The organism is Pedobacter cryoconitis (assembly GCF_003259615.1).
In the GTDB taxonomy this organism is placed as follows: Bacteria; Bacteroidota; Bacteroidia; order Sphingobacteriales; family Sphingobacteriaceae; genus Pedobacter; species Pedobacter cryoconitis.
Genome location: NZ_QLLR01000019.1, coordinates 44,785 through 59,017, shown reverse-complemented (window position 1 = coordinate 59,017; position 14,233 = coordinate 44,785). Strand labels below are relative to the sequence as shown.

General features: G+C 39.8%; 15 protein-coding genes. 9 read left to right on the top strand and 6 right to left on the bottom strand.

Features of this window, described 5'->3' with window-relative positions:
- Positions 1 to 26 precede the first annotated feature (26 nt).
- Complete coding sequence (locus tag LY11_RS17150; RefSeq protein WP_111634872.1) at positions 27 to 710, bottom strand: hypothetical protein; 684 nt, start codon at positions 708 to 710, stop codon at positions 27 to 29.
- Between the two features lie 123 nt (positions 711 to 833).
- On the opposite strand from LY11_RS17150, the gene LY11_RS17145 reads away from it, so the two are divergent.
- Positions 834 to 2,072 (top strand): hypothetical protein, encoded by a 1,239-nt coding sequence (locus tag LY11_RS17145; RefSeq protein WP_111634871.1) that lies wholly within the window; start codon positions 834 to 836, stop codon positions 2,070 to 2,072.
- A gap of 46 nt (positions 2,073 to 2,118) precedes the next feature.
- Here the strand turns inward: LY11_RS17145 and LY11_RS17140 are convergent, their stop codons facing one another.
- Complete coding sequence (locus tag LY11_RS17140) at positions 2,119 to 2,940, bottom strand: alpha/beta fold hydrolase (protein ID WP_111634870.1); 822 nt, start codon at positions 2,938 to 2,940, stop codon at positions 2,119 to 2,121.
- 255 nt (positions 2,941 to 3,195) lie between these two features.
- Here LY11_RS17140 and LY11_RS17135 point away from each other — a divergent pair, with 255 nt between their 5' ends.
- The 8 genes from LY11_RS17135 to LY11_RS17100 all read left to right on the top strand — a co-directional run bounded on the left by LY11_RS17135 (position 3,196) and on the right by LY11_RS17100 (position 10,380).
- Complete coding sequence (locus LY11_RS17135) at positions 3,196 to 4,128, top strand: sugar phosphate isomerase/epimerase family protein (protein ID WP_111634869.1); 933 nt, start codon at positions 3,196 to 3,198, stop codon at positions 4,126 to 4,128.
- Between the two features lie 65 nt (positions 4,129 to 4,193).
- On the top strand, positions 4,194 to 5,195 hold the full coding sequence (locus LY11_RS17130) for a sterol desaturase family protein (protein ID WP_111634868.1): 1,002 nt from the start codon (positions 4,194 to 4,196) through the stop codon (positions 5,193 to 5,195).
- Positions 5,196 to 5,287: 92 nt separating this feature from the next.
- On the top strand, positions 5,288 to 5,503 hold the full coding sequence (locus LY11_RS17125) for a GDP-mannose 4,6-dehydratase (RefSeq protein WP_111634867.1): 216 nt from the start codon (positions 5,288 to 5,290) through the stop codon (positions 5,501 to 5,503).
- A 55-nt stretch (positions 5,504 to 5,558) separates the two neighbouring features.
- Complete coding sequence (locus tag LY11_RS17120) at positions 5,559 to 6,206, top strand: Rossmann-fold NAD(P)-binding domain-containing protein (protein ID WP_111634866.1); 648 nt, start codon at positions 5,559 to 5,561, stop codon at positions 6,204 to 6,206.
- Positions 6,207 to 6,243: 37 nt separating this feature from the next.
- Positions 6,244 to 7,341, top strand: a complete 1,098-nt coding sequence (locus LY11_RS17115; protein ID WP_245952813.1) for an MBL fold metallo-hydrolase — start codon at positions 6,244 to 6,246, stop codon at positions 7,339 to 7,341.
- Between the two features lie 7 nt (positions 7,342 to 7,348).
- On the top strand, positions 7,349 to 8,131 hold the full coding sequence (locus LY11_RS17110) for a helix-turn-helix domain-containing protein (protein ID WP_111634864.1): 783 nt from the start codon (positions 7,349 to 7,351) through the stop codon (positions 8,129 to 8,131).
- A 77-nt stretch (positions 8,132 to 8,208) separates the two neighbouring features.
- Positions 8,209 to 9,111, top strand: coding sequence for a PhzF family isomerase (locus LY11_RS17105; protein WP_111634918.1), 903 nt, complete (start codon positions 8,209 to 8,211; stop codon positions 9,109 to 9,111).
- A 192-nt stretch (positions 9,112 to 9,303) separates the two neighbouring features.
- Positions 9,304 to 10,380 (top strand): SDR family oxidoreductase, encoded by a 1,077-nt coding sequence (locus LY11_RS17100; protein ID WP_111634863.1) that lies wholly within the window; start codon positions 9,304 to 9,306, stop codon positions 10,378 to 10,380.
- Between the two features lie 25 nt (positions 10,381 to 10,405).
- Here LY11_RS17100 and LY11_RS17095 read toward each other — a convergent pair whose 3' ends face one another.
- The 4 genes from LY11_RS17095 to LY11_RS17080 all read right to left on the bottom strand — a co-directional run bounded on the left by LY11_RS17095 (position 10,406) and on the right by LY11_RS17080 (position 14,188).
- The gene (locus LY11_RS17095; protein ID WP_111634862.1) at positions 10,406 to 11,233 is read right to left on the bottom strand and encodes a helix-turn-helix domain-containing protein; all 828 of its coding nucleotides are present in this window, start codon (positions 11,231 to 11,233) and stop codon (positions 10,406 to 10,408) included.
- On the bottom strand, positions 11,234 to 12,205 hold the full coding sequence (locus tag LY11_RS17090) for an aldo/keto reductase (protein WP_111634861.1): 972 nt from the start codon (positions 12,203 to 12,205) through the stop codon (positions 11,234 to 11,236). It lies immediately after the preceding gene.
- A gap of 103 nt (positions 12,206 to 12,308) precedes the next feature.
- Positions 12,309 to 13,217, bottom strand: coding sequence for a helix-turn-helix domain-containing protein (locus LY11_RS17085; protein ID WP_111634860.1), 909 nt, complete (start codon positions 13,215 to 13,217; stop codon positions 12,309 to 12,311).
- Between the two features lie 5 nt (positions 13,218 to 13,222).
- Positions 13,223 to 14,188 (bottom strand): NADP-dependent oxidoreductase, encoded by a 966-nt coding sequence (locus LY11_RS17080; protein WP_111634917.1) that lies wholly within the window; start codon positions 14,186 to 14,188, stop codon positions 13,223 to 13,225.
- Between the last annotated feature and the right edge of the window lie 45 nt (positions 14,189 to 14,233).

Below are 14,233 nucleotides of genomic sequence, written 5' to 3'. Positions count from 1 at the left end.
TCAATTGGATTATGCTATGGTGTTGCCTATCCGGCGGTAATTTTTAAATTCCTCCAATCTCCACCAGAGGCATTCCCTACCCAATAACCAATCCATTTTCCTCGTGTATGGGTTAATGACCGCACTTTTAGAACTGGCTGCTTACCGTTATTTACATAAACGCTTATCAGCTCTTCAGCTACAATTATTTTCACCCGGAACCATTGATTTGGATCAGGCGCAGGTGAAACCGGCTGCTCATATCTATTAGGAAAGCCATCCCGGAGTTTTGGCCAGTCATATCCTGGAACAGCAATATACTGTACTGCGTGCGACTTTCTAACCGGATCGGCTGCACGGAAATTAAAAGGCCTGAAATAAATAGATTCATAAATGCTATCATTCACTCCATGAAAAGCAATGCCCACAAAGCTGGCCTGAAATTCATCCTTTCCCTTCACCTCAAATTCAATTATACCTTTAGTAAATACTTTACCCTTAAGCCAGGCAATACCAGCACCTTCTGCTTCATTGAGGTGTACTGCTCCGGATTTCTTATCCAGGCTGACCGCACGGTTCACTACATTGAATTTCTCCTTCAAATTCTGAGCCCGGGCAATTTTGAAGCTGCTAATCATACAGCTGATCATCAGCAATGAAACAGCAGTTTTAAATATTCTTTCTTTCCCGGGATGAAGAAGTCTTAAGAGACTGGTTACTATTTTTGTCATAAATTGTTATACTTTTAAATGAATAAGTTCAGCAAATGTGATTAATAATTAAATCAGGGCCTATTCAACGTTGCGCCAAGTGCGTGCAAATACATGCAAGTGTATAATTGATTGAAAATCAGCATGAATAATAACGTGGAAATAGTAGCTGTTAAAAAGTGTTTGGAACTCATAGAAAACAAACTAAACCGGGGTGCAAGCGCGGATTGGACAGGTTATGATTTTGAAAAACTAAGTGATGAGATTCAGGTGGTCACTGGTGTGTTGTTAAGTGTAACCACCTTAAAACGACTCTGGGGAAGATTGAAGTACGGCAATACACCGACTACCACCACATTGAATACATTAGCACAATTTGCAGGATATAAGGATTGGCAGCAATTTAAACAGAGCCTGCCTTTAGCAACAGCTGTAAAGAAAACAGAGGGAAAATGGAAATACTGGTTATCTGGTTTTATCTTATTACTGATCACCAGTTACGCCATACTTTTATCATCCGCTAAAACCAAAGCCCCCATAAATCATTCAGTCTATAAATTCAGCAGTAATAAAATCAAAACCAAAGGGGTACCAAACTCGGTTATTTTTAGTTACAATGCTGCTGCTGGCACAGATTCTGTATTTATTGCCCAATCGTGGGATGTAACCCGAAAAGTAGCAGTATCAGCCCGGCAGCATACTTATTCAACGATCTATTATAGTCCTGGTTATTACAAGGCAAAGCTGATCGTTGGCCAGCAAATAGTAAAAGAACATGATTTGATGATTGCATCCGATGGCTGGATAGCTATGGTCTATAAAGATAGGGATGTCCCGTTATATTTTAAAAAGAATGAGGTGCTGAAAAACAATAAAGTAGAGGTCAATCAGGAGATACTATCAAAGTATAATCTTCCTTTACAGCCAGTCCTCCCGGCATTGCGTTTTTATAATGTACGGGATATGGGAGATTTTAAGAACGATCACTTTATTTTTGAAACTACTTTGAAAAGCGATTTTAACCAGGGCAATGCGGCCTGTCAGCGAGTTGAAGTATTGATTCTTTGTAAAGATGAAACGATTATTATTCCTCTTTGTTCTAAAGGTTGTATTGGTGATCTTTCTTTGTATGCGGCAGGCACCACAGTAGAGAGTAAACATGCAGACCTCTCCAAATTCGGCTGTAACCTTGAGCAATGGGTTAAATTAAAAGTGGAAAGCAAAAACCGGCATATGCGCTTTTTAATCAACGGCGAAGTAGCTTATTCACTTAAGTTTTCCAGTAAGCCCACTGCTATAGTCGGGCTGCAATATCGCTTCAGCGGTACAGGTGCAGTGAAAGATACCAGGTTTACCAAAGATGAACAAACCATTAATTTTTAGAGAAAAAAAGCACCAGCTACTATTGATGGCTGGTGCTCTTAATATATTAACTTTTAATAAAAGCCAAAAGATCTGCATTGATGGTTGCAGCTTCTGTAGTTGGCATCCCATGCGGAAATCCCGGATATGAAATAAGTTTTCCATTTTTTAAAAGCTTCACAGCCTTTGCTCCTGAAATAGGAAACGGAACAATCTGGTCATCCTCACCATGCAGTACCAGTACAGGAATATCTACACTTTTAAGGTCTTCGGTGAAATCTGTTTCTGAAAAGGCCTTAATACCGTCATGATGTGCTTTTACTCCGCCCATCATGCCCTGCCGCCACCAGTTATCCCTGACACCTTGAGATATTTTTGCGCCCTCCCGATTGTATCCATAAAACGGAATCGTAAAATCCTGGAAATACTGTGCACGCTGAGTTGCAGTACCTTCACGTATTTCATCAAAAACAGATGAAGGAACTCCATCAGGGTTACTTTCAGATTGTATCATTATTGGGGTAACGGCACTTATAAGTACCGCTTTGGCAACCCGGCCCTGCCCGTATTTGGCTACATAACGGATCACTTCGCCACCACCGGTCGAGTGACCAATGTGTATAGCGTCTTTCAGATCAAGTGCCTGTGTAAGCTCTGCAACATCTGCTGCATAAGTGTCCATATCATGCCCGCCAGAAGCCTGACTGGATCTTCCATGTCCTCTGCGATCATGAGCGATCACCCGGTATCCTTGTTTTAGGAAAAACATTAGCTGCCCATCCCAATCGTCTCCTGATAAAGGCCATCCATGATGAAAAAAAAGTGGTTGTCCGGTTCCCCAGTCTTTATAATAAATTTCAGTGCCGTCTTTTACTGTAATTTTACCCATTTCTTTTAATTTTAATTGTTGTATTTAATACAATTCTGAAGCTATACTTGTTTTCATTCTTTGTGGATTCTATTAACTCCAGCCCCCCCGGTAAACTAATTTACGACAAAAAAGATCGCCTGAGAAACCTTGCTGAATAACAAAAAACAAGGAATAGAAGCACGCTTATATTCAGATTACAATCAGGATGTTACATAAGATGCGCACCGCAGCATTTTAAAATATGTAATTTGAATGCTCAAAACCTAAACTACTATGAGATACAACCGTCGGCATTTTATAGAAAATAGCCTTGTGGTAACCACTGCATTACTTTTACCTGCGCTGGACATCTTCGGATCGCCCAAACTTGTCTCTAATAAACTGGAAAAAGGTTTTGCATTAAAGATTATGGCACCTTACTGGGGCTTCGACGGATCTGTAACTGATTTTTGCAAGCAGGCAAAAAAGGACGGATATGATGGAATAGAAATTTTATGGCCCTCCGCTATTGCCCAGCAAAAAGAGTTATTCATGGCATTGAAAACCTATCAGCTCACTGCAGGGTTCCTTTGCAGAGGCGATGAGCCACTTCCTGACAGCAATTTTACCACATTTAAAAAGGTAATTATAGCAGCAGCCGAAAACAAATACCAGCAACCGTTATATATCAATGTGCATTCGGGAAGGGATTTCTTCACCTATGAACAGAACAAACAGTTTATTGATTTCACTGTGAGTTATTCAAAAAAGACTGGCGTTCCTATTTACCATGAAACTCACCGGTCGCGTATGCTCTATTCTGCACCCGCAGCTTTGCCTTATTTACAAAAAAACCCGGATCTCAGACTTACACTGGACATTTCTCACTGGTGCAATGTTAGCGAAAGCTTACTGGAAGATCAGCCGGCTACTGTTGAACTGGCTATTTCCCGCACAGATCATGTTCACTCGCGGATTGGACATGCAGAAGGACCACAGGTTAGCGATCCTCGTGCCCCGGAGTGGAAAGCGGAAGTAGCTGCACATTTTGCCTGGTGGGACAAAGTTGTGGACCTCAAAAAAGAACAAGGTAAAATACTCACGATGTTAACTGAATTTGGCCCTCCTTCTTATATGCCAACCATCCCTTTTACTAACCGTCCCGTTGCCGATCAGTGGGAAATAAACGTGTATATGATGCAGCTCTGGAAAAAAAGATACTTATAAAGCGCCTGGCATCAGCAGAAAAATTTTATGTAATTATAACCCTTGTAAAATAATCCAATCAGCTTATGAACATCTTTCAAACATTCTACGACGAACTCACTGGTTTCTTTGGTATAGGCGGTCTTGTCAAAATGGTACAAACCGGAGATTACGGGTCGCTATCAACGTTTGAAGGCATGCAACACCTCATTGCGCCGATCATACCTGTACTTTTATTGTTAGAAATAATAAGAGCTTTCTTTTACAAACGTTTTAAAATAGATGAATACCGTATCCCCTTTTTTGTGTTTGTGGTAAACCGCTTTATCTCTAGATTTATATCAATTGCTGCTGTCGCATTCTGTATTGGAATATTAGAAAAACATGCTATTTTCACTACAACCTTTACTTGGTACTGGCTTATTTACGGTTATATTATCTGGGAGTTCTCGCATTTTGTTTACCATGCTTTAGCACATAAAGTCAGAATTTTATGGTGCCTCCATTCTACGCATCATGCACCACAGCAAATGAATCTCTCTGTCAATTTTGCCCATTTCTTTTTAGAAGCACCTTATGCGGATGTAGTCCGCACTTCAATTTGTATACTTTTAGGTGTAAATCCAGCCTTATTATTTTTCATTATGTTCATCGATGGCTTCTGGGGGTCCTTTATACATATCGGAGAAAACGTGATTAAAGATGGAAGACTGGGATTCTTAAATCATATTTTGCTCACGCCTTCACATCACCGGGTACATCATGCAAAAAATCCATTATACATGGATACCAATTTCTGCAACCTCCTGAATATATGGGACCGGATTTTCAATACTTATCAGGATGAAAGAACAGATATAAAAATCGAATATGGTATCACCAGGGAAATGAATCCCAATAGCCTGTGGGATGTTTATTTCGGTGAATTCATTTGTTTAGGAAAAGATATTGTTGCAGCACCCGGCTTAAAAAACAAAGTACTTTATATTATAATGCCACCGGGATGGAGCCATACAGGTGATCATAAAACTGCAAAAATTGCGCGGCAATCCTTTATTGATGAAGAGCAGCATAGCAGTCGCCCCTGATAAGTATTGAGCTTCTCAACAATTAAAGTCTGGACTTTTCAACAAAGCACGCAATCCTGTTATTACTCATCTTTGTATCCTGATTTCATCATATGATAAAGGAAAACAATCAAACATTAGTTTTAGTAACAGGTGGTACGGGCTTTGTTGGCATTCATGCTATCCATCAGCTGTTGCAAAAAAGTTACCAGGTAAAAACTAAGCTTCGTTCATTAAACCGGAAAGACGAAAATCAATTGCACCAATGCCGGGCATCAACCGCAATGCAAGCAACGAAAAAGCAAGGAAACTTCTGGATTGGCAACTAAAATCCAATGAGGAAACGATACTGGCAACAGCAAAAAGTTTATTAAAATATAATTTATGAAGATAATATTAACAGGAGCCACTGGTATGGCGGGTCAGGGTGTTCTATTAGAGTGCCTGCAAAATAATACCATTACAGAAATATTGATGGTCAATAGAAAACATTTAGACATTGTACATCCAAAATTAAAGGAATTACTGGTTCCTGATTTTTTGAAAATAGAGGAATTTAGTAATTCATTAAAAGGTTATGATGCTTGCTTTTTCTGTGCAGGTATTAGCTCTTTAGGTATGAATGAAGAAAAATATACAGTGATCACCTACAATACCACCATGCAATTTGCTAAAACATTGGCAGCGATTAATCCGGCTATGGTCTTCAATTACATCACAGGGACAAGTACCGACAGCACAGAGAAAGGCAAAACGATGTGGGCAAGGGTAAAAGGTAAAACTGAAAACGATTTGATGAAGTTGCCTTTTAAAGGGCAATATAATTTTCGTCCGGGTGGCATGTCACCCGTAAAAGGGCAGAAAAATGCTAAAATGCTCTATGTAATTATCGTCAGTATCATCCGCGTTTTTTCACCTGAAAGCGTCATCAGTTTGAATGAATTGGGGCAAGCCATGATTAATGCAGTACGTAATGGTTATGCAAAACAAGTTCTGGAAATCAGTGATATTAAAAAACTGGCCAAAGGATAGGTTGATGAAGAAAATCTTTAAAATCCTAAAGCGGACCATGCAGATACTTTTAGTGCTGATCGTATTAACAGCAATCCTTACATTTTTTTATATGCGCCAGGCTAAATTCGGGAAATTGCCAGCTGGAGAACGCTTAGCAAGAATTGAAAAATCAGCGCATTATAAAGATGGTACTTTTCGAAATTTGATAGAAAGACCAACGCTGACGGAAGGACATTCCATATTGGGAGAATTATATAAAACGCTTTTCATAAAATACCCTGACCGCAGCCCTGTTGATTCTCTGCCTTCGGTAAAAACTGATTTAAAAAACTTACCTGTTGATAGTAACCTGATTGTCTGGTTTGGACATTCTTCTTTTTATATGCAGCTGGATGGAAAAAGGTTTTTAGCAGATCCGGTATTTAGTGGGGCTGCCTCTCCTGTTCCCGGTTCGGTTAAGGCTTACAAAGGAAGTGATATTTACACCGCAGCTGAAATGCCGGAAATTGATTATTTGTTAATTTCTCACGATCATTATGATCATTTAAACTATGAAACAATAATCGCCTTAAAAAACAAGGTAAAACATGTAGTTTGCGGATTGGGTGTCGGCGCACATTTTGAACATTGGGGTTATTCGCCTGAACAAATTATAGAAAAGGACTGGTATGAAAAAGTGGAAGTTGCACCGGGTTATACCATTTTTACGGAATCCACACATCACGACTGTGGCCGGGGATTTACACAAAGCAAAGCATTATGGTTATCTTTTTTAATCCAATCTCCAACCCTGAAAATCTATTATAGCGGTGATGGTGGTTATGATAATCGTTTTGCTGAAATTGGTAAGAAATACGGGACAATTGACTGGGCAATTATGGAATGCGGACAATACAATAAGGCGTGGCAATCTGTACATGAATTACCGGAAGAAGTGGCGCAGGCAACAGTACAATTAAAGGCTAAGAATATGCTGCCTGTCCATCATTCTAAATTTACACTGGCAAATCATCCCTGGAATGAACCGCTGAATAAAATAACAGAATTTTCAAGCAATAAACCTTATCATCTGGCTACCCCTATGATCGGAGAAGTTGTACATCTGAATGATCCTGCACAGGTATTTACAAAGTGGTGGAAAACTGTAAATTAACATTACTATGAAGATTACAGAAATAACATCCTGCTATCTGGGCCCGCAGATTTCACCGGAACAATTTGTGCCGGAACACATTTTCATCTTTATAATTAAAGGTAAAATGAATGGTTATGATGGTACAAAACATACGAAAATAGAACCTGGAGAATGTTGTATCGTCCGCAAAAACAGATTGGCAAGATACAACAAGCAAAAAGACCAGAATGAGTTTGAAAAAGTAGTAATCATACTCGATGAAGAGTTTCTTAGAAAGTATCAAAAGAAATATGGCGTTTCAACAGCTGCATATTTTGTCTCTGATATTTTTATTCCTTTAGATAGTTCGGTGCTCATTAAAGATTTTATCTGTAACCAGCTGCCTCTATATGAAAGTCAGGAATCAACTGTACAGCATACAGACCAGATCAGAGAAGAATTCCTGCAAACCTTGCTGGTGATGCAACCCGCGCTGGCCAACTTATTCTTTGACTTTGGAAAGCCTGGCAGAATCGACCTGGAAGCTTATATGCAGCAACATTACAAGTTTAACGTCAGCCTGGAGCGACTGGCTTATCTGACCGGAAGAAGTCTATCCGCATTTAAAAGAGATTTTAAAGATATATTTAAACAAACACCTAATCGCTGGCTCATACAAAGGCGATTACAAGAAGCACACTTTCTTATTGAAAAGGAGAAAAAAGCATCCAGTGAGATTTATCTTGATTTAGGCTTTGAGGATTTGTCTCATTTTTCTTTCGCATTTAAAAGACATTTCGGTTATACTGCAACAACGCTCGGGCAGTAAAGGATATATTTGAAATCTGATTAGCTTTATAGCACCAGTATTTATTGAGGCAGAAACTCAAATAACCTGAAATGATTATGAAAACTTTTAAAATATATCAAATAGACGCTTTCACCAAAGAGAGATTTAGCGGAAATCCGGCAGGAGTAGTTGTCAATGCCGATGGTTTGAATGTTATCCAAATGCAGCAGATCGCAAGAGAGTTAAACAATTCTGAAACGGCTTTCCTTTTCTCTCCTGAGGACAATGATTCTGATGGCTTAGTCAGATATTTTACACCAACAGCTGAAGTCCCGATTTGCGGGCATGCAACAATTGCTGCGATGTATGCAAAAGCTGTTGAACACGATTTAGATTCTTGTATTTTAAGATTTAAAACCCAGATTGGTACGCTTCCTTTCGAAATAGTTAAGGAAAATGAAGATTACCAAGTCATCATGACCCAGGGTAAATTTGAACTTAGTGCTGCATTTGATCCGACAACGACTCAACAGATATTAACCGCTTTAGGTCTTGATTATTCTGATACGGATGAAAGATGCCCGGTTCAGATTGCTTCTACAGGACATTCAAAAGTTATGATTGGGATAAAGAGCAGGGAAAAACTCAACAGCTTGAATCCAGATTACAGTAGTTTGACTGCATTAAGTAAACAGGTGAATTGCAATGGATATTTTGTATTCACGTTTGACTCGGATGATGATGATATATTAACACATGGAAGGATGTTTGCTCCGGCAATCGGAATCAATGAAGACCCGGTTACCGGTAATGCGAACGGTCCGTTAGGCGGGTACCTTATTCAGCATAAAATCGTTGATTTTAAGGGTGACCTGTTCGAATTCAACAGTAAACAAGGAGCGCAAATAAACAGACCAGGGGTGATCAATGTCAGCGTTAAAATTGAAAACGGCTTACCTGCACTGATTAAGATAAAAGGTAATGCTATAGTCGTATTTAAAACTGAAATTGATATATGATCATGTGTTATGTTTTGATAACGCTATCACCAAACGTTTTTATTATTTCTTTATCCTGATCTGTAAGCGAAACTCATTTATAACTCTTGATACAGATCAAGTGTATTACTTGATTTAAGTCAACAGACGATTGAGCAGGTACCGATACCTTTGTTACACATATAGAAAGTATTGATTTAGAATTATAAGAGCATGAAAAATAAAGTAGCATTGGTAGTAGGAGCAAGCGGTATAACAGGGATTAATCTGGCCGAAAAGCTGATTTCTGAAGGATGGGAAACTTACGGTTTAGCCCGCACACCAAACCTTGAAGTTAAGGGTTTGAAGCCAGTGGCCGCAGATCTTTTAAATGCAGACAGTCTTAAATCGGCATTGACTGTTATTAAACCTACGCATGTCTATATTACTACCTGGATGCGTAACGACACAGAAGCTGAAAATATCAGGGTAAACAGCCTGATGATCCGTAATTTGTTAACTGTTTTATCAGAGAAAAAATCTGTTGAACATGTTGCATTGGTAACTGGATTAAAGCATTACCTGGGCCCATTTGAAGCTTATGCGAAAGAAGGATTTTTACCGCTGACACCTGTGAGAGAAGAACATCCGAGATTGGATGTTGAGAATTTTTACTATGCGCAGGAAGATGAAGTATATGCTGCAGCAGAACGTGATGGTTTTACCTGGAGCATCCACAGACCGCATACTGTAATTGGTAAAGCTGTTGGTAATGCCATGAATATGGGAACTACACTGGCAGTGTATGCTACAATTTGCAAGGAAACCGGCCGTCCATTTATATGGCCCGGATCTGCAGCACAATGGAATGGCTTGTCTGATGTTACTGATGCAAGGTTATTAGCAGCACACTTGATATGGGCTTCCACAACTGACGCAGCCCGCAATGAGGCATTTAATGTGGTAAACGGGGATGTATTCAGGTGGAATTGGCTATGGAAACGTTTAGCAGCATATTTTGGAGTAGAGCCGGTAGGTTTTGGCAGTTCAATCCAGTCGCTGGAGCAGGAAATGCAGAACGATGCTGGAATTTGGCAGGAAATTGCTGAAAAATATCATTTAAAAGAAACAGACTTAAGTCGCTTGTCTACAGCATGGCATACCGATCTTGATCTGGGCAGACCGATTGAGGTAATGACTGATATGTCAAAAAGCAGAAAGCTGGGGTTTACTCTTTTTCAAAATACAGAGGAAACTTTTTACGATCTTTTTGAGCAATTGCGTGCCGCAGCGCTCATCCCATCAAAATAACTGGTATGTTGAATAGATCTTCTGACTAAAAGGGGGTAAGATCATAGCTAAGTTCAGTAGGTGCTGCGCCGAACTTCTTCTTGAAAGAATGTGAGAAGTGTGACAGGCTTTCAAAGCCCAGGTCAAGATAAATAGCTGAAGGCTTCTGGTGTTTCGTCTGGATGAGGTGCTTCGCTTCGGTCAGCCGCTTGTCCTGCAGCCAGTGACGTGGCGGTGAGCCAAAGGTTTTTCGGAAGTCACGTTTGAAAGCTGCCAGGCTGCGACCAGTCAGCTGCGCAAATTTTTCAACAGGGACGTTAAAATGAAAGTTACTCAGCATAAACCTTTCCAAATCGATCTTATGAGGTTCTGAAAAATCGAATAAAAAGTTACGAAGTCCCGGGACGGCAAGTAGCAGCAATTTAACTCCTTCTTTCACTTTCAGGATGCCCATTGCATCTGTCATGGTTGCCCCTGAACTTCGTGCATATGGTACAATAGACTGAAAATACCCCTGCAGGAATTCATTAGATGGAATTAAGATATTTGGCGGACCGATATATTTCTGATCTGCTTCGAGCTTTTCTTCTAACACAATCTTACGCAACAAATCCTCCTGCAGGGATATGACGATTGTTTCATAGTTCCCCCCGGGTACTGGAGTTTTGGTAAGCGTACCCAGCTGATTTTTACCGATCAGCAGCATTTCTCCTCCATTCATCGAAATCTTTTGTACGGAGGTTTCCAAAATAAACTGTCCTGAAACCTGCAGTACCAAGGTATGGTGATTCCATAAACATACTTTCTCTTTCCGCTCAGCAGAGAGGTAAGAATAGAAGATCACACCGGGGAGAATTTCTGCTGGACTGGTCATTTAGCGTTGTAAGTAAGTGCCGCCATGTATAGCGCCTATTGTAAATGTAGTGTTTAAGATGTTCATTTCTTCCGGCGTAAATACAATATCCATCGCTGCAATATTTTCTGGCAAGCGTGACCTGCGGCTCATGCTGACTAAAGGCATTATATGATCTCCTTGTTCCTTCACCCAGGCGATAGCAACCTGTGTTGGCGTACAACCTTTATTGCTGGCTATTTGCTTCAAGACTTTTACTTTTTCCAGGTTATGAATTAGGTTTTCACCTTGAAAACGAGAGAAATGGTTACGGTAATCTTTTGCTGCAAGCGGCGCTTTCATTTCACCTGTTAATAAGCCTTCGGCAGTATTGGCGAAGGCCACTACAGCAATACCTAACTCTTTTGCTGCTGGAAGCAGTTCGCTCTCTATTTGACGGTCGGCCAGCGAATAGCCAATCTCCAGCGCACTTATGGGGTGAATGCTGTTGGCTTTACGAAGTTGATCAGCCGTAATTTCCGATACGCCGATGTGACGAACTTTACCTTCTTTAATCAGGTCGGCCACCGTTCCAATAATGTCTTCCACCGGAACGCTGTTATCCATCCTGCAAGGCTGGTAGAGGTCAATGGTTTCAATACCCAAACGGGTCAGAGAGTAGTTTATGAAATTCTTGATAGCGATAGGCCGCAGATCCAATCCCAGTGGCTGACCGTTGTGAAAGATGGCACCGAATTTTACACTGATAAAGGCATCCTCACGCCTTCCTTTAATGGCTTTACCTATCAACATTTCATTATGACCAGCACCGTAAAAATCTCCGGTGTTTAAAAAATTAATACCACTATCCAAGGCTTCATGAATCGTAGCGATACTTTCTGTTTCCTCAGGTGTAGAACTGCCCCAGATAGCAGACATACGCATACAGCCTAAACCAAGTTTAGAAACAAACGGGCCGTTTTGACCCAACTGAATTTTTGTGATGTTTTTCATCCTATAAAGATCAAACTTGAAAACACATAAAAGTTGCTTCCACGGCTCAAAGAGTTTGCCTATACGGCTCAAAGAACAAATCCTGATGGCCAAACGATTTTGATCAATTAAAAGATGCCCTGAAACCCATTGGCGATTGCCTGGTTTTAGCTTTGAACAATTTACTAAACGATTGTAAGTGTTCGAATCCTAATTCATAAGCAATTTCACTAACAGACAGATTAGTAGTAGACAATTTCTCTTTAGCTTTTTCGATCAGCTTATCGTGAATGTGCTGTTGAGTATTCTGTCCGGTGAGCACTTTAAGCAAGCTGCTTAAATACTTAGAAGATATGTTGAGCGACTGGGCAAAGTACGATACTGTTGGCAGACCTTTTGAAATCAAGTCATCATTATTAAAATAATCTGTCAATAAGTTCTCCAAACATTCCAATATATGGTGATTGATTTTCTCACGTGTAATGAATTGCCGATGATAAAAACGGTCAGCATAATTGAGCAATGCTTCGAGCTGTGAAATGATGATGCTTTTACTAAACTGATCAATATTCGAATGATATTCCTGGTCAATATTTTTAATGATTACTGTTATGATTTCTTCTTCCTTTTCAGAAAGACATAAACTTTCATGTAATGAATAATCCCAAAAATCGTATTGTTTTATTGTTTTGGCTAAAGAGGTATTCCAAATAAAATCAGGATGAAAATAAATTGCCCATCCTGATTTTTCCACTTTTTCGTCTTTGTTGTCAACACCGATACTAAACACCTGGTTAGGTGACATAAAGGACATAATGCCTTCCTTAAAATCAAATGGTTGTTGTCCGTATTTAACTTTGAAGTTGTGCATTCTTTTTACGGAAATTGAATAAAAATCCATGGCCATAGTGACTGGACCATCATCATACGTATTCAGAACAGTTGCAACATCAATTACACTAATCAGCGGATGAAGAGGCGCAGGCAAGTTGATGAATTGATGAAATTCACTTACCGTTTTAAAATGCTTCATACCTATCAATTATCTTTTTTGACTTCTAATACAAGCTTGCCACGTACATGCCAGGATTCACTTTCACGATGTGCTTCAGCTACGTCTTCCAAAGAAAACACTTTATTTATAAAAACCCGCACCTTGCCTTCATCAATTAAACGTGCTATCACTGTTAACCAATCCTGTCTGGGCTGGTTAGAAGAAAGTTCCGCTTTGGCATTTTTCCTGGAAACTGCAGCTATCACCTGATCATCAAAAGGAAAATCCGTATTTACACTGACAAGTATTCCCCCCTGCTTCAGTACACTGACAGATTTTATACGTTCTTTGTTTTCACGAATTGGCGAAGCCTCTAATACAACATCAATATTATGCACAAGGTTTTCATATTGCTGGGTCTTATAATCAATGACTTCATCAGCACCCAGTTCCCTGAGATATTCGATATTATCTGTAGAAGCAATCGCTATTACATATGCACTTTTGGCTTTTGCAAGCTGCACGGCAAAACCTCCCACTCCACCCGATGCACCCTGAATTAAAATGCGTTGTCCGGGTTGTAACTTTCCATATTTAAACATAGCTGTCCATGCAGTTAGGGCTGCCAATGGTACGCCTGCACTCTCATTAAAGCCAATGCTTTTAGGTTTTAAGGCAAATTGAACCGCTTTTGCAACACAGTATTCTGCATAACTTCCGTTACCCGGAAAATTAGGAACACCATATACTTCATCACCTTTTTTAAAGGATGTCACATCACGACCTGTTTCTTCTATGATACCTGCTGCATCCCAGCCCAGTGTCATTGGCAATGTTAAGAAAGATCTCAAAGCTTCGCTTTTACCATTTCGAATCACCCAATCTACAGGGTTAACACCACTGGCATAAATTTTAACTAAAATTTCATCTGCTGCAGGAACAGGACGAGCTATCTCTTCTAATTTGAGGACCTCAGTCCCGCCATATTCATTAATTCTAATTGCTTTCATAGTTCTGATTTCTGTATAAACGAAGATCAGAATGAATTGCAAAGC